This window comes from Arcobacter iocasae, assembly GCF_042214795.1.
GTDB lineage: Bacteria > Campylobacterota > Campylobacteria > Campylobacterales > Arcobacteraceae > Arcobacter > Arcobacter iocasae.
Window position 1 is genome coordinate 2,831,145 of the sequence record NZ_CP090177.1, and the last position, 20,518, is coordinate 2,851,662.

Genomic DNA, 20,518 nt, shown 5'->3' on the forward strand with positions numbered 1-20,518 from the left:
TTGGCAACTAATAATCAATCAACTCAAACAGTACAAAAAATTAATCCCCAAACAAGTGATGTCACACTAAATGATAAAGACATCTTAGACTATAAAAATGATAAAGTTGTTATTAAAGAGCAACCTAACAAAGGTGAGAATGTTGCTGTTTACGTTCGTCCTGGAGATGAAATTGATTATGATATAAATGGCCTTAATATTGATAAATTAGATTATCGTTTAGTTGGTGGCGATATTGTTGTTACTTTGCCAAAAGGAGGAATTTTTACTTTTGTATCTATGGCTCTAATGGGATACAGTGAAAATCCTCCATCTTTTAAAGGAGTAGGTGGGCAAACTTTCTCTTTGGGACAAGTTCTATCTCAAGTTGAAGAAGTAAATGATTTGCCAATGAACTCTTTGCCTGTTGAAGCTGATATTCAACATGAAGACAAAGTAAAAAAAATTGTTGAAGAATTAGAAGAGAAGATTGAAAAAGTCAATCAAATTATTGTGCAACAAGAGATTATGGATGAAAATGCACATAAAGATGATATGATTTCTAATTTTGATTTTTCTGAACCTCCTACTCCTACTCCAGAACCTTTAGAGAATGAATATACGAGTGATGAGCCTAGTAATCCAATAGTAACTCCAGGGGAAGATGCAAAAGTAGAAGGTGTATTACCTACTCTTACTTTTGATATTAATATTCAACATATTGAAGGTACTCAAGAAATAACAGGTACTGGTACAGATACTCTTTTATCTGTTATCGGAGGTGGAGGTTCTCTTTATGCCAATGACTATCCAAACTCTCCTGCTTTAAGTGAACTTCAAAAACAGACAAATGCAGAGGATTTAGACTACTCTTCTGTTACAAATAGTATTGCACAAAAGTCTATAATAACAGCCGATAATCCAGACTTCTTTGGAGAAGATTATACTTCTAGATTAATAAAATTATCTCCATCTCAACCTGCAGGATTTGGAGTAACAGTAATAAAAGTAAGTGGTTTACCAGGTGATGTTTCAATTGTAGGAGGTAGTTCTCAAGGTGGTGGTGTTTGGCTTATTAATAAAGCTGATGCATTAAATGGTGGTTTTACAGTTAATCCAAATAATGGTGAGATTAATTTTGCAGTAAAATATAATACAAATATTGTAGGCTCTGAAAATTTTGAGATGACAATAGAGGCCGAGTCAGTATGGAGTGCAGATAATCTTCCTGATAGTTTAAAAGCTGATGCTGAACAACCAGTTGTAACTAGTATTACTTTTGAAAATAGTTATGGTGTTAATATAAAAGAGGTTGATCCTGATTCTCCATTAAGTTATAGATATTCTCAAGTTGGTGATAGTTCAGATGGATTTGTTTTAGCTACAAATTTAAATGATAATATCATAAGAACAGGGGATATAGATACTACCGTAATAGGTGGTAGTACTACTGATACAATTTTTGCACAAAGTGGCAATGATACGCTTAATGGAAATAAAGGTGATGATACTATTGCCCCTGGACTTGGTAATGATACAGTTGATGGAGGAGAGGGTAGTGATACTGTATCTTATTCAAATTTAGCTGTTTCAAATGCAGGAGCTGGAGTTGAAGTAGATTTAGTCGCACAAAAAGCAGTTGGTTCTGGAAATGATACTTTAATTAGCATAGAAAACATAATTGGAAGTAGTTTTAGAGATACTCTTACCGGTAATGATAGTGTAAATATAATTAATGGTGGTGCAGGAAATGACACACTTGATGGAAAATTAGGAAATGATACACTTTTAGGTGATGCAGGAAATGACACTATAAAAAGTGGGTTTGGTGATAATTATATTGATGGTGGAGTTGGAACAAATACTGTTGATTATAGTGGTTTAGGTTCTGGAGTAAATGTAAAACTTTTAAGTCCAAGTGCCGTAACCTTAGGTGAAACTTGGGGAGAAGCTACTTCAAATACAGGAGTTGATAAATTAATCAACATTCAAAATGTTATTGGAAGCGATTACGATGATACTTTTAGTGGAGCAGATAATACAAACAATACTTTTGATGGTAATGAAGGAAGTGATCTTGTTGATTACAGTTTATATACTTCAAATGCAATAAATGCAAATTTAGAAGAAGGTTGGGTTTTAGGTCAAGGAACAGACACTCTAAAAAAAATTGAGGCTATAAGAGGTACTGATTTATTGGCTTTTGGTGATACAATTGTTGGTTCATCTACGATTGGGAATACTATTTATGGTATGGCTGGAAATGATATCATCAAAGGAGTTGGTGGCAATAATATCTTAGATGCAGGCGCTGGAGATGATACTATTTTTAGTGGTACTGGAGATGATATTATTGATGGAGGTACTGGAAATAATACTCTTTCTTTTGAAGATATAACAACAGGTGGTGTAACAGTAAGATTAAGTGATACCTCTTCTCAAAATACAGCAAATGCTGGAAATGACACAATAAAAAATATACAAAATCTTAAGGGAACAACTTCTAGTGATACTCTTGGTGGTACAGCAAATGATATAAATATACTAGATGGACTTGGTGGAAATGATACTGCTGATTATAGTTTTCTTAATAGACTAAATAGTGACCAAGGAATATCTGCAAACTTAATTGATGGAACTGTTGATAAAGGAAAAAGCTCACCTGATCAAGTTATAAGTATAGAAAATATTATTGGAACTGATGGAAAAGATGTTTTCAAAGGTAATAATTTTGCTAATATTTTAGATGGTGGTGCAGGTGATGATACTTTTACTGGTAATGGGGGAGATAATACTTTAAAGGGTGGTAGTGGTTCTGATACTGTAATTTATAGTGGTGCAAGTTTTGGAGTAAACTTATCACTTGATAATAGTGGAAATGGAAGTGCCATAATAGGATCACAAACTGATACTTTAGAATCTATAGAAAATGTAATAGGTTCAAACTATTCAGATACCTTGGTTTCAAGTGATACTAATAACATGTCAAATACTTTCAAAGGTGGACTAGGTAATGACACACTAGATGGTGGAAGTGGTAATGACTATTTATATGGTGAAACAGGTGATGATACAATTATCGCAAGTAGTGGAAATGATTTTATTGATGGAGGAAGTGACGGTGAAGTTTTAGGTGATACTATTGATTTTTCTAATATTGACCAAAAAATTGAGTTAACATTAGCAGAAGATGGTAGTGCTTCTAGGGTAAAAGAAGGTGATTCTAAAACTTTGACACATACTGTTTATAATATTGAAAATATAACTGCAAGTGATTTGGATAGTACTCTTTCTGGTAATAGTAAAAATAATACACTTCTAGGTGGTGCTGGAGATGATACTTTAAGCGGTGGAGCTGGAACAAACTATCTTGATGGTAAAACTGGAGTTAATACTGTTGATTATAGTAGTGCTTCAAGTAATGTTACAGTTGATTTAAGTAAAACATCTCTTCAAGAAGTTTATACTCAAGGTGCCACTACAGTAAAAGATACTTTAGTAAATATTCAAAATGTAATTGGAAGTAACAACAAAGATATTATCACTGGTAGTAGTTCAAATAATTCACTTTTTGGTGGATTAGGTGATGATACTATTGTTGGAAGTGGTGGAGATGATATTTTAGATGGTGGAGATGGTATTGATGTTGCTAGTTATACAACTGCCACTGAAAATTTAAATATTGATTTAGGTGTTTCTGGAACTCCTGTTAACATAGGTACTGGATACGGTAATGATACTTTCATATCTATTGAAGGTGCTATTGGTGGTAGTGGAAATGATACTATTACTGGAACAAGTAGTTCAAATGTACTAATAGGTGGAGATGGAGATGATACTTTACTTCCAAATGGTAGTGGTAATAGTGGATTAGATGTTATTGATGGTGGAGCTGGAGTAGATTTTGTAAGTTTTAATTTTGGTGATGCTAATACAGGTATTACTTTAGATTTAGCTGATTTGGGTGTACAAAATACTGGAAAAGGTAATGTTCAAATACTAAATGTAGAAAATGTAGAAGGTGGCGGTGGAGCTGATAAACTATATGGAAATAGTACTAGTAATACCCTTACTGGATTAGCAGGTGATGATACTTTAGTTGGTCGGGCAGGAAATAATACTCTTGATGGGGGAATAGGTTTTGATACTGCTGATTATAGTGCAGTTACGACTTTAAATGGTTTAGATATAAATTTAAACCTAGGAACTCAACAAGTTCAAGATAATGGAAACTCTGGTAAAGATACCTTAATCGATATTGAAAAAATAATAGCTACTAAAAATGATGATTACATCGATGCTACAAGAACTACTACAGATAAGATGACTTTTGAATTAGGTGCAGGAAATGACACTTTTCGTGGTGGTAATCAAGATAATATTATTTATACATCAAGACAAGTAGAGGGTTCTGATGATTATACTACATACAATAATACAGTTTATAGTGGTAGTGGAAGTGATACAGTTATTGGAAGTAGTGGAAATGATACTTTTATTGTAGCTCAAAGTGATACCTTATCTAGTAATGGAAATGATAGCTTCAATGGTGTAAGTGGAATAAACACAATAGATTATAGTCAAATTCTAGATAGTGATGGCAAAGAAGAAACTGGTGGATTGAATGTAACTTTAAATGGTTCAAATACAGTTAATATCACATTATCTGGTGGAAATACAAATACAATTCAAAATGTATCTCATATCATAGGTACTGAAAATAGTGATACTTTTACAGGTGATAGTTTCGATAATATTTTAGATGGAAGTGGCGGAAATGACACTATTTTTGGAACCGCTGGGAATAATACCTTAAGTGGTGGAAGTGGAAATGATAGTATAACTGGTGGTACAGGTGTTGATACTATTTATGGTGGTTTAGATAATGATACTATTTTTAGCAGTAGCGGAAATGACACTATTTATGGGGGAGATGGTTCTGATACTTTTGACTTAAGTGGTAGAAGTGGAAAAGTATTTGTAAATTTAGCTGAAAATAGATCTAAAATTGATACAAACAATAATGGTAGTTTTGATGTAAATGATGAAAATGATTTACTTTATGATATAGAAAAAGTTATAGGGAATAGTTCAGATAATACCTTGTATGGTGATTCTCTTGATAATATTTTAGATGGTGGAACTGCTGGTAGAAATTCTTTATATGGTAATGGAGGAGATGATACTCTTATAGGAAGTGGTTCAGGAAAAGATATTGCTTATTATGCACAAGCAAGTGCTGCAATTTATGTAGATATGACACAAACTAAACAAGTGGTTCGAGATGGTGATTTAGGTAGTGATACTTTAATTGATATTGATGAAGTACATGGAAGTATTTATGCAGATACTTTTAAAGGGAATAGTGACAACAATACTCTAAGAGGTCTTATTGGTAATGATACATTTTATAGTAGTGCTGGTACAAATGTTTATGATGGTGGAGCTGATAATGATTTATTTATTATTTCATCAAAAGATCATGGACAAGATCAACTATTAGGTGGAACTGGTAGTGATACAGTTGATTTTAGTGCTATAACAGGATTGACAACAAAAGGTTTAGAAGTAACTTTAAATGGTAATAGTGAAGCTTCTTCTTCTTTAAATGATGTTGCTTCTCATAAATTAACAGGTATAGAAAATGTTATAGGTACAATTTACAATGACACAATAACAGGTGATGCAAATAATAATATACTAAGTGGTTTTGCTGGAAACAATACTCTTATTGGTGGAGCAGGTGATGATACTTTAAAAGGTGGAACAGGTAGTGATGTTGCTAGTTATGAAACTTCTACTGATGGTATAAAAGTAGATCTAACTCAAACAAATTTCCAAGTTACAGATGATGGCTTATTGGGTAGAGATAAGTTAATTAATATAGACACTATTATAGGAAGTAATTACTCAGATACTCTTAAAGGAAGTGACTTATCAGCTGATACCTTTATTGGTGGTACAGGAGATGATTGGTTTGTAGCTTCTGCAGGAGCTGATTATTATGAAGGTGGAGCAACTAGTAGTGATACTGTTGATTATAGTGGAGCAACAACTAAACTTGTAATAGATATAAATGATGGTTCTAAATATATAAATTCATTTTATGGTACTCATGAATTTACAAATATTAATGGAATTGTTGGTGGTAGTGAAGATGATACACTTACAGGTAATAGTGGAAAAAATACTTTAATTGGTGGAAGTGGAGATGATACTCTTTTAGGTTTTGGTGGGCAGGATTATATTGATGGTGGTATAGGAAGTGATTTTGTAAGTTTTGCTTATACTTCTAGAGATATTACACTTGATTTATCAAATATAAATGAACAAAGTTATACTACTGATCCAAATGATTTAATTACAATGATTAGTATGGAAAATATTACCGGTGGTGCTGGTAATGATACAATAAAAGGAAATAACTCTAACAATATACTTGAGGGAGGATATGGAGCTGATACTTTAAGTGGTCTAGGTGGAATCAATGAGTTAAAAGGTGGAATGAATGGTTATGAATTAAGCCTTGGAGCTATTTCAAATGGTACAACTTATAGTTTTATCATTGAGGGACAAACTATTTCATATACAGCAAATGCAACTGATACTTTAACTACTGTACTTGATAATTTAGAAGATGCTTTTATTTTGTTAAAAACTAATAATAATATAACAAGCTCAAATCTTGTAAATGATGGTGCAAAACTATATCTTGAAACAGACCAAAGCCTTGGAACTGTTTCAAATGTAACTTCTGTCACTAAAAACTTTGTAGATATTGCAGACTATAGTGATAATACAAGTGGAATAAAAGTTGATTTATCTTTAACTCAAGATCCAAACTATCAAGTATATTACAATGGATATACAGGTGGAAAAGATAAACTTGTAGACATAGAAGAGATTTGGGGAACAAACTATTCTGATACTTTTGTAGGAAGTAATAGTGCTGATACTATAAAAGGTGGAGGAGGAAGTGATACTTTCACTGGTGGAACTGGAAATGATACCTTCTATGGAGAAGCAGGTGAAGATTTATTTATAAGTTCATATGATGATGGAAATAATGTATATTATGGTGGAACAACTAATGAAACAAATGGTGATACTGTAGATTATAGTGGTATTACTGATACAGCACATTATGTTGATGGTGATTTATCCCTTGGAACTATTTCTGTAAAATTGACAAGTGATGATTCCGTAGTTAAAACAGATACTATATTAAATATTGAGAATCTAACAGGTGGTGCAGGTAACGATACTTTAAAAGGTGATATGAATAAAAACACCATAAAAGGTGGAGAAGGTAATGATAGTATTTTAATTAGTGCTGGAGCAGATAGACTATATGGAGAAGCGGGAGATGATATTTTTGTTTTCGAAAATGGAGTTGATGGCACTGGTACAATTATCGATGGAGGAAATACTTCTCAAACTAATGGTGATACAATAGATTATAGTGCTTTAACTGATGGTGTAACATTAAGATTAATGGACTCTACATATAGTGGCGTAACCTTAGGCGTTAATGCAAATAATCATAGTATTAGAAATATCAATAATATCGTTGGTTCACAAGGTAATGATACTATTGAAGGTGATAGTACTAATAATACTTTAGATGGAAATGCAGGCTTAAGTGATACTGTAAGTTTTGAAAATGCAGGTGCAAAAGTAGTAGTAAATATTGGTTCTGAAGTTACAATTTCAAATGCACCAACTGCAAATGCTACATATATTGCTAATCAAGCAGTAGGTACTACAATAGGTAGCGATACTATTACAAATTTCGAAAATATAAAAGCCGGAAGTGGAGATGATACATTAATTGGTAGTTCTGCTCAAAATATCATTTATGGTGGAATTGGGCAAGATTTTATTTATGGTGCAGCTGGTGATGATAAGCTTTTTGGTGAAGATGGTAATGATACACTTGCAGGTGGAGTTGGAAATGACTCTATAGATGGAGGAGCAGGAACAGATACAGTTAGTTACTTTGATGCCAACAGTGTAATTGTAAACTTGCGAGGTACAACAAATGGTACAGGAAATGTTAATTACTCAAGTACAACTTATACTGATAAACTTTATAGTATAGAAAATGTTATTGGAAGTGCTGGAAATGATACTATTCAAGGAAATGACGCTGATAATATTCTTGACGGAGCAGGTGGAGTAAATACGGTAAGTTATGATGGAGCAGTAGCTGGTGTTACTGTTGATTTAGGAATAACAGGGGCTCAAAATACTTTAGGTGATGGTACAGATACTTTATTAAATTTTGCTAATTTAATTGGGTCTGGTAATGATGATATATTAAAAGGAAATAGTAATTCAAATATTATAAAAGGTGGTAATGGTTCTGATAGCATATATGGAATTGGAGGAGCTAACTTTTTATATGGTGGATTAGGAGATGATACCTTTATAGGAAAAGTTCTAGGAAGCGATTTTATTGATGGTGAAAGTGGAAATGATAAAGTTAATTATAGCACTTTACTTAGTGCTAATAGTATCATTGTAGATTTAGGTACTACAACAACTTTTAACGATGAAAATGGCAATTCTCAAACAGTATATCAAATCACTATCAATGGTGGAGATAACGATTATGTTAAAAATACCACTACCTTTGAGGGAAGTCAAGGTGATGATAATTTTATAACAACTACTGGTACTTATAGCTTTATTGGTGGAAGTGGTGATGATACTTTTAGTGGTAGTTCATTTACTGGTTCTTCAATAGATGGTTCTAATCATACAATCTTAGCAGATGGTACACAAGGTGCAACAAATGCATATACTGGAAAAGGTGATACGGTAGATTATAGCAATGTTGTAGATAAAATTATTTTAACATTAGAAAATGGAAGTGATACTACAACTGTAAAAGTTGGAGGAACAGATTCTGATCACACTATTAAAAATATAGAAAATATTTATGGTTCAAATACAGCAGGTGATACTATCACTGGAAATAATTCAAATAATACGATTTTGGGACAAGCTGGAGATGATACTATTGATGGAGGAAATGGCTCTAACTATTTAGATGGTGGAACAAATGATGCAAAAGGAGATACGGTATCTTTTGTAAGTGCATCAAACTCAATTAGTGTAAATATTGGTTCATCAGATGTTGTAATAGCTGGTATAACATATACAGCAAATAGCTCACAACTAGGTTCTAACACAAGTACTGTTAAAGCTTTTGAAAATATTTTAGGTTCAAGTCATGATGATATTTTAATAGGTAGTGATTTATCTAATACAATTGATGGTTCTAATGGTAATGATGTAATATATGGTGGAAAAGGGAATAATGTCCTAAAAGGTGGAACTGGTTCAGATAGCTTTTTAATGGGTGGTTTCTTTGGTAGTGGAAATGATTATATAAATAAAGTTGATGGTGAAAGTGGCGCTGATACTATTGATTATAGTTTAATTACTACGGGTTCAATTAGTGTAACATTGGATGGAGAAGAAGAATCACAAGTTTCTATTTACAGTGATGATGATAGAAGCTCACTTATTACAAACACATATGACCTTATAAAAAATATAAGAAATATAGTTGGAACTAGTGGAAATGACTCTATCAAAGGTGATGGTAGTGCTAATGAATTGTATGGTGGTTTGGGAGATGATATTCTTGATGGTGCTTCAGGAGATGATAAACTTTATGGTGGAGAAGGAAACGACACTTTAGTAAGTGTAAGTGGAAATAATATTCTTGATGGTGGAAATAATAATGCAAACGGAGATTGGGTTTGGTACTCACAAAAATTATTAGCACTTGATTTAAATATGTCAGATGTTGATGGTAGTGGATATTCAACAGCAGATTTTGGTGCAGAAAAAGACAGGATAATAAGAGTTGAAAATATCAAAGGTACTATCCAAGCAGATTTTATTGGTGGGAATAGTTCTAATAATATACTTGATGCTTTTAGAGGTGATGGAAATATTCTTGTAGGAAGTGCAGGGAATGATACACTTCTAGGAAGTAGTAATGGAAGTGATACTTTTAAAGCAGGAATCTTACAATCAGATGATTCAACTATTGATGGTAATGATGGAAGTAATCTAATTGATGGTGTTGGTGGAAGTTCTAATACTGTTGATTATAGTGCTTATGCAAGTAATAGAAATATTGAAGTTGATTTACAAGATAGTGGTAGTTCAACAGTTACTAAAAAATTAGATAATACAACTTTTGGAACAGATACTTTAAATAATATTCAGAATATTACAGGTGGAATGGGTGATGATACAATTTCAGGTAATAATCAAGATAATATCTTAAAAGGTGGTGCTGGTTCTGATACTATTAAAGGTAGTGCAGGAAATAATAAACTTTATGGTGAAGCAGGAGATGATTTACTAATTAGTGGTAGCGGAAATGATATTATAGATGGTGGTACAGGGAGTAATACTGTAAGTTATCAAGATGCGATTGGTAATATCGCAGTAAATTTATCTGATACAAATGCACAAGTAATATCAGGAGGTATGGGAACAGACACCTTAATTTCAATCCAAAATGCAATTGGTGGAGATTATGATGATACAATTACAGGAAATGCACAATCAAATACTATTATTGGTGGCTTAGGTGATGATAATTTTATTGCAACAAATGGAGCGGATACCTATTATGGTGGAGTTGTAGATGCAAATGGTAATCATATTGTTGCAAGTGGAGAGTATAATAAAGTTGATTATGCCAATGCTGAAAAAGTATATGTTGATTTAAGTACAAAATTAACAGATGCAGATGGTAATGTATATTCTCAAGCACTAAAATCAAATAGTTTTAATACAGCAGATGGATTTACAGATCCATATTTAGAATCTACTGATAAACTTTATGGAATTATAAATATAAATGGTAGTGACAATTCAGATACGCTTATTGGAGATAGTCAAGGTAATAAATTAAGTGGAAAAGCAGGAGATGATATTCTTGAAGGAAAAGGTGGGGCTGATAATCTTTTAGGTGGAGATGGTGATGATACTATTATTGCTACAAGTGCCTCAGATGGAATTGATACTATTGATGGTGGAGCAAATAGTGATACAATCGATTATAGTAAATTAGGAAGTGCAAATTCTATTACAGTTACTTTAGAAGAGGCAAATACTAATGCAACTCTTTATGTTACTGGTGGAGATAACGATTTAGTTAAGAATGTTGAAAATGTTATTGGAACAGCTGGTAATGATACTATTTTTGGTAATAGTGAAGATAATACCTTAAAAGGTGGTCTGGGTGCAGATATACTATCTGGTGCAGGTGGTGATGATACTCTAGATGGTGGAGATGGATTTGATACGGTTGATTATAGTGTCTCTTCAGATGCAGTTACTGTTGATTTAGATATTACAAATACAGATCAAAATATAAGTACTTCTCAAGGTAATGATAGATTAATTAGTATAGAAAAAGTTATTGGTTCAAGTCATGCTGATACTTTCAAAACAAATTATAGTAGTAATAATACTTTTGATGGTGGTGTAGTTGATTCAGAAGGTGGCGATACAGTTGATTATAGTTCTTTAAATGTAGATGATGCAACAATTGATAAAATAGTAACTACTGATTTCTCAAATATTACAGTTTCAAGTGATAGTGCAGGTGATACAGCTGGAACATCAACTATTACAGATACTTTTATAAATATTGAAAATATTATTGGAAGTGCAGGAAATGATACTATCTTTGGAAATGCCGCTGATAATACTATAAAAGGTGGATTGGGAAATGATATTTTAAGTGGAGCTTCTGGAAATGATTATATTGATGGTGAAGGTGGAAGTAATACTGTAAGTTATTCATATGTAACAACAACTAGTGGTGTAGTAGTTGATATGAAAGATAATACAGGTATTGTATCTATTGGAGATGAAGATACACTTGTTAGTATTCAAAATGTAATTGGTACAAAAAATTCTGACATTATTAAAATGGGAACAGCTGCCGGAGCTTTGGAAAGTATTGCTAATGTTATTGATGGTAGTGATGGATTTGATACGGTTAGTTATGAATATTATAGTTCAGGGCTTACTATTGATTTGGGAGCTGGTGCTGTTGCAACTGGTGATAATGATGTTTTAATCTCTATTGAAAAAGCAATAGGTGGAACTGGTGATGATATTTTTAAAACAAATACAGCAGTTAGTAATACTTTTGATGGAATAGCAGGTAGTGATACAATTGATTATTCAACATTAGCTTCAAATCAAGGAATCAATGTAACATTAAATGGAAGTACAGCAGTTGCTGTTAACATTGCAAATGCACAAAATGATTCTATTGTAAATATTGAAAATGTTACAGGTGGAGCAGGTGTTGATACTATAACAGGTGATACAAATAATAATACACTAAAAGGTGGTTTGGGTAACGATATTATTTATGGTACAGCTGGAAACAATTCTCTTTTTGGTGAGGCTGATAATGATACAATATTTAGTGGTACTGGAAATGATTTAATAGATGGTGGAACAGGTACAGATACAGTAAACTATTCTCAAGCAATTGCTGCTGTTAATGTAGACTTAGGCATTGAAACAGCACAAAATATTGGTGGAGGAATGGGTTTAGATACTTTAGTTGGTATCGAAAATGTTGTTGGAAGTAATTTTGATGATACCTTTAAATCACATTTTACCCGAAATAATAGTTTTGATGGATATGGTATTGACTCAAATGGAAATACAGTTGATTATAGTGAATTAACTGTTGATAATGCTACAGAAGATTTTGTAAAAGTTGACTTGACTGGAAGTGGTTTAATTTATATTGATGGGGCATTAAGTGCAACAGATAGTTATACTAATATTCAAAATATAACAGGAACCGATGGAAATGATACTATCTATGGAGATAGTGGATCAAATACTTTAAGAGGTGGTGCTGGTGATGACACTCTTATGGGACGAGATGGTAATGATTATTTAGATGGTGGATCTGGTAATAATACTGTAAATTATAACTATACGACTGGTGGAGTTGAAGTTGATTTTAAAGTTGGATTAGGATATGTAAATACAGGAGATCAAGATACTCTTGTAAATATCCAAAATGCAATAGGTGGAAGTGGTCAAGATAGATTTAAAATGGCTACAGGAGCAACTGCAAATATTATTGATGGGAATAGTAATAGTGGGAATCTTGTTAGTTATGAATACTATACAGCAGGGGTAAATGTTGATTTAGGAACACAAGCTTCTCAAGAAGTTGTAACAGGGGACTTTGATACATTAATTAATATTCAAAATATTAAAGGTGGAGAAGGTAATGATACTTTCAAAACCAATTTTACTGCAGTAAATCAATTTGATGGTAATAGTGGAAATAATACTATGGATTATAGTAATGCTGCTTCTAATCAAAGCATTACAGTAACTCTTGATGGTGCAAATTATAGAACAGTAACTATCACAAATGCTTCAAATGATACTATTAAAAACATACAAAATATTATTGGTGGAGCTGGTGCTGATAACATAGTAGGAGATGGAAATAGTAATATCCTAAGAGGTGGAGCTGGTGATGATATTATCAATGGAAATGCTGGATTAAACTCTCTTTATGGTGATGAAGGTTCTGATACAATAACAGCTGGTACGGGGGATGATTTCATTGATGGTGGTTTGGATGATGATGTTATTTATGCAAACTCTGGGGCAAATATTATTTATGGTGGAACAGGTACTGATACTATTTCAAGTGGAAGTGGAGACGATACCATTTATGGTGGAACTGCTGATGTTATAGGTACAGAAAAAGATTGGGTTAGTTTTCAAGATGCTCTAGCTAGTGTTACTGTAAATTTAAATAAATTAAGTGGAAGTAGTATTTCAGGAGTATTTACAGGAGCTACAGGTTATGCTACAAGTATTGCAACAGGTACAGATAGTCTTTTTGGTATAGAAAATATTATTGCTAGTGCAAACAATGATATTGTAACACTTCGGGATACCCAAATAAATACTATTTACCTTTCTGGTGGAAGTGATATTGTAAAAGCTGGTAGCTCTTCATATACAGGTGGTAATACAATTGATGGTTATGGAATAACTGGAACTGAAAGTAGCTCTGACAGTGATACTATGGATTATAGTGTTTTAAGTGATAATACAAATAGTATTTCAGTTGATTTAAATACCTTAGATACAAATGGTTTTGCTACAGTTGATTTTACAGATTCAAATATTTCAGATGATTTATTAAAAAGTATAGAAAATGTAACTGGAACTGCTGGAAATGATACTTTAATAGGAAGAGACTCTACAAACAATACTTTAATTGGTGGAAGTGGAAGCGACTTCTTGATGGGTAGAAGTGGAAATAACTATCTTGATGGTGGAGATGGAAGTTTAGGTAACTATGTAAGTTATGGATATGTTGGAAGTTCCAATAATGTAGTAGTTGACTTGACAAATCAAACTGCAAATGTAGTAGGTAGTGGATACAGCGATACTATTAGAAATATTCAAAATGCCATTGGAGGAGCTGGTTCAGATACAATCACTGGAAGTGGTGCACAAAATACATTGATTGGTGGAGATGGTGCCGATAAATTTGTTATGATGGGTGAAATTGGTGATACAGTATATGCTGGAAATTGGGATGGTTCAACTCATACAGATACAAGTACACAAGACAGTATTGATTATAGTTCTTATAATAATCAAGTTATTGTAAATCTTACTTCTCAAACAGCTAAAGTCGATTTAGCAAATAATAATTTTGCAAGTGGTACAAAAGATGATACTTTCTTTGGTATAGAGAATGTTATAGGTACATCTTTTGCAGACACTATTACAGGTGGAGCAGGAGTTAATACAATTCATGCTGGACTTGGAAGCGATATTATATATGCGGGAAGTGGAGCAGATATAATTTATGGTGAGGCTGGTGATGATACTATTTATATGCAAAGTGTTGCTAATTCAGCATCAAACTTTGTAGATGGTGGAACTGGATTTGATTTAGTTGATTATAGTGGATTAGATCAAAGAGTTGTAATTAATATGCAAGGTGTTACCAATGTAGATGTTCAAGTGGGTAATACATCAAATCATCATACAATCACCTCTATAGAAAACATAGTTGGAACAAATCAAGATGATACAATCACAGGAAGTGATGGGGTTAATACTTTTGTTGGATTAGATGGTGTTGATAGTATCTATGGAATTGCTGGAAATAATCTTATTTATGGTGGTTCACAAGAAAGAAATTCTACCTCATCAGATGGTGATTTTATTCAAGGTGGAAGTGGTAATGACACTATTTATGGAGCTGCTGGTGCCGATGATTTAAGAGGTGGCTTAGGAAATGACACAATTTTTGCTGGAGCTAATGACGATATTATTCGAAGTGGAATAGGTGAAGATATTGTTTATGGTGAAGCAGGGAATGATACTTTTGTATTTGAAGCTGCTGATAATATGACAAACTTTGTTTATGGTGGAGATGAAACAAGCGATAATGGAACTCTTGATATGGTTGATTATCGATTAGCTATCAAAGGTATGACCATTGATTTAAGTGGAAAAACAAATATAAATAGTGCCAATGAAGCTACATATGATGCAAATGTTATAGGAACATATAATAATAATGGTTTTGCCTATAGTCAAGATCAAGGATTTAATCTACTTTATGGAATCGAACAAGTAAGAGGTAGTGATTTAGAGAGTGATACTATAAGAGGTAATAGTTCTACTAACTCTATTTGGGGACATGGTGGAGATGATACCTTATATGGAGTTGATGGAGCAAACTACTTAGATGGTGGAGCAAATAATGACTTGATTTTTGCAGGTCATGGTGCAGATGTTATGGTAGGTGATAGTGGAGATGATACTTTTAAAACCTATTATAATGCAGCAGGAACAAATGCCGATGAAAAATTTGGAGGAGATAACACTATTTATGGTGGTACTTGGGATGGTACTACTGCAGGACTTGCTGGTAGTGATCTTGTAGATTACCAAGTCATTGACAACAATTATAATGTATTTGTAGATTTGGGATTGACTAATGGTAGTGTTCAAATAAGGGATAACAGTACTTTAGCAGTTCAAAAAACAGATGCACTTTTTTATATTAATAGTGCTATTGGAACAAGTGGTAATGATACTTTCAAAGGAAATTCAAATGCAAATATCTTAAATGGATTTGCAGGTAATAATACAGCACTATATACTTATACAGCTTTAATTGCAGGTATATCTGTAAATTTACAAGCAGGAACAGTAGATAAAATAGTAACTGGAAATACAAATCTTACTGATACTTTATCAAATATTCAAAATATAGTTGGAACTAGTTATGATGATAATTTTGTAACAAAAATAAATGAAGCAAATATTATTGATGCAGGAGACCAAGGATCAAATGGAGATACTATAGATTATAGTACAAATGGTACAACAAATATAGTTCTTGATTTAGATGTTTCTCATACTACTGATTATTATGGAGTAGGAGCAATCAATGATGGTACATATGCAAGTGTATATGTAAGTAATGGTTCTACGGATAAGATAAAAAATATTGAAAATATCAAAGGTAGTGGTGGTTCTGACACTATTTATGGAAATGCTTCTGATAATACTATTTATGGTATGGGTGGAAATGATACTATTTATGGAGTTGCTGGTTCAAATTATATTGATGGTGGAGCAGGTGATGACTCAATTTATAGTGGAACAGGAGCAGATAAATTATTTGGTTCTTCAGGTAATGATATCTTTAGAGCAACAAGTGCCTCAAGTTTTGCAGGAGATGTAATAGATGGGGGAACTGAAGTAGATAGTTCTAATAACTTTATTGGAAGAGGTAGTGATACTGTTGATTATAGTTTATTAGATACAACTGGTTTTACAAAAGGTGTTGATTTAACTTTATCAAACGATACAAACACTGCGGTAACTATAAATGATAGCAATTCTCATAATATTGTCAATATTGAAAATATTATAGGGACAACTGTTAATGATACTATTAATGGAGATGGTGGAGATAATACATTAGTAGGTGAAACAGGTAGTGATACTCTTAAAGGAACAGCAGGAAATAATACTATTTATGGGGATAAAGTTGATGGTAGTGAAGCTGATGTTGTAGGAAATAGTGATTTAATTTATGCAGGAACTGGTGACGACAAAATTTATGCTGGTGGTGGAGCTGATACAATTCATACTGCATTGGGAAGTGACACTATTTATGGTGGTTCTGGTGACGACTTTATTTATGCTGGTGTTGGAAGTAATAAAATTTATGGTGGAAACTATATTGTAGCTACTCAAACACATAGTGATAGTGGAAATGACACAGTTAGTTATGAAAACATTGTTGGAAGTGGTGTTATTGCAAGATTGAATTCTAACTTAGCAATAGTTAGTGCAACTGGAAATGCTGATGTATTATTTGGTATAGAAAATGTTACTGGTACAGCTTTAGCAGATGAGATAGTAGGAAATTTGGCTGAGTCAAATACTCTTATTGGTGGTGCTGGTAATGACACAATAAATGGATTAAGTGGTAATAATAATCTACAAGGTGGAGCTGATAATGATACTATAATCTCAGGTAGTGGAGATAATGTTATAGATGGTGGAGCTGGAAGTGATACCGTTGATTATAGTTATTTAACAGGCACATCATTTGGTGATGACGATGCAACAAATGGTCAAGTTAATGGAATCTATTATAGTGGTGTAAAAGTTGATTTAACAGATTCTAATACTCAAAGAATACATGATAACTATGGTAGCGATACTATCTCTGGAATTGAAAATGTTATTGGTTCTACAAAAGATGACCATATTATTGGAAATGATGAAATTAATATTCTTGATGGAAAAGGTGGAAATGATTATTTTGTTCTAGGACAAAATATAGATACTATTCTTGGAGGAACTGGAACAGATACTATTGAGTTCAGTGATACGGGAAGAAATGGTACTACTATTGGTGGAGTAAATGTTGATTTAAATAAAAATCAAACTCTAGGAAGTGCTGATACTTATAGAGTAATTGATGATGGATTTGGAAGTGCAAAATATCTTGATAGTATTGAAAATGTAATAGGTACTAGTTATGATGATATTATTTTTGGAAATGGGGATGCCAACTCATTAGTAGGTGGTGCTGGAAATGATACATTAAAAGGAAGTTTAGGTGCAAATGTTCTTGATGGAGGAGCAAATGAAGACTGGGCATATTTTGATGATATAGTAGTTTCAGGTGCTACAATAGTACTTGATACTGATGGAAATAATGCAAATGGTAGTCAAGGTACATCTACTATAACAGGTTATCAAACTACATTGATGGGTATTGAGCATGTAAAAGCAACAGCATTATCAGATACTATAACAGGTGATTATAACGATAACTCAATATTAGCTGGTGGTAATAATGATACTATTTACTCTTCACAAGGAAGTGATTATATTGATGGAGAAGAGGGTTCTGATACAGTAGATTATGCAAGAAGTGATGTAAGTGCTGGACTTATCATAGACCTTGGTGCAACTCAAAATGATGGAGATAATACTACTTGGGCTGTACAAAATGATGGATATGGAAATAAAGAGAGACTTTTTAATATAGAAAATGTAGTCGGAACCAAAGAAGATGATTTCATAAAAGGTAATGGGCAAAATAATACTTTATTTGGAAACGAAGGTACAGATACACTTTATGGAATAAGTGCTAATAATATATTAGTAGGTGGTGCAGGAAGTGATGTATTTAGAGGCGGAATAGGTGATAATATAATTTATGGTGAAAATTATGTATCACTAGGTGGAGCTGGAACTGAAAGTGCATTTGAAATTGCAAACGCAAGGGATAAAATTGATTTTAGTGATGCTGGTGTTTCTGTTACATTAAATTTAAGTGATACTACTGATATAAACTATATAAATGAAACTACACTTACCCTTGATGCAAGAACTTCAATTGGTTATGGGAAAAATACAATTTATAATGTTGAAGATGTAGTTGGAGGAAGTGGTTCAGATACCTTGATTGGATCATCTGTTGGCAATGTAATAGATGGTGGAGCTAACAATGATATTTTATTTGGATTTGGAGGTTCTAATACCTTAATAGGTGGATCAGGTGATGATACTATCCTAGGATTATTAAGTGGTGATGCTATTTACGGTGGTACATTTGATGGAACAACTGCTACAAATAGTGGTTCAGATTGGGTTGATTATAGTTATATTACTCTTACAGATGGAAGAGCTATTAATGTTGATTTATCATTAGGGTCTAATCAAGTAAGTCAAGTAGGAAATATTGCTAATGCAGATACTTTAACTCATATTGAAAATGTTGTTGGTACTTCAAATAATGACACACTAAAAGGAGATGATAACTTTAATATCATAAATTCGCTTTTAGGATACAAAGGGGATGATAGTTTTATTGTTTCAAAAGGAAGTGATTATTTTGATGGTGGACTAGGCTTTAATAGTGTTGATTATAGTAGTGTTGATTCTGCTAATGGAGGTTCAAAAATTGTAGTTGATTTAGGACTTAGTAAAGCAACTGACAATGGGTATCACCTTGATCCAAGTGGTGCAAATACTGTAGTAGAAGATGATTTAATAAATATCCAAAAAGTAATAGCTACTAATTATGATGATACACTTTATGGAAGCTCTTATGGAAATATATTTGTAAGTGGAGCAGGAAATGACCTTGTAGATGGTAGAGAAGGTGATGATACTATTTATGGTGTTTCTGGAAACAACAAATTATCAGGAGGATCAGGAGCTGATACTATTTATGGTGGAAGTGGAAACGATACTTTAAGTGGTGATGCAGGTAATGACTTACTTGATGGTAGTTTAAATGGTGATAATACTTTCATTGGTGATACAGGTGATGATACTTTTATAGGTGGAACAGGAGTAGATACTCTTTATTATGCAAGTAGTCAATCAGGAATTGCAGTTACTCTTAAAGCAGATGGAGAAGATGGGACAATTGTTAGTTCTACAGATGGTACAGATATTTTAAAAACTCACTTTGAAAGAATTATTGCAACAAATTATAAAGATACAATAGACTTAAGTGATGCTAGAGGTGATAATACAGTTTTAGCCTATGGTGGAAATGATACAATAACAGCAAGTAGTGCCCATAATGATTCTATTTATGGTGGAGATGGAAATGATGTTATTTATGCAAATGGTGGGACAAATAAATATTATGGTGGAAATGCAACCCTAGATGGTTCGGGGAATATTATAGGACATTTGGGAAGTGGAACAGACACTTTAAGTTATATAAATGCAACAAATAGTGTAAACATAGATTTAAGTACAAATCAAGCTAGTGATAATGGATTTGGTTCAAGTGATGAAATCTATGATATCGCATATGTTACAGGTTCAAATCATGATGATATTATAAAAGGTAACTCAGGAATTAATAGAATTGTAGCTGGTGATGGCGATGACTGGATTATTGCAACTGCTGGTAATGATGAAATAT

1 protein-coding gene (running past one end of the window) is annotated in these 20,518 nt (G+C 32.8%); it reads left to right on the top strand.

Annotated features, from left to right (window positions below; genetic code table 11):
* Nucleotides 1–20,518: the 5' portion of a hypothetical protein gene (locus tag LXN10_RS14210; RefSeq protein WP_375723637.1), read on the top strand. It continues 6,971 nt past the right edge of the window; the window shows 20,518 of its 27,489 coding nt (coding positions 1–20,518); it begins with the start codon at nt 1–3; the stop codon falls past the right edge of the window.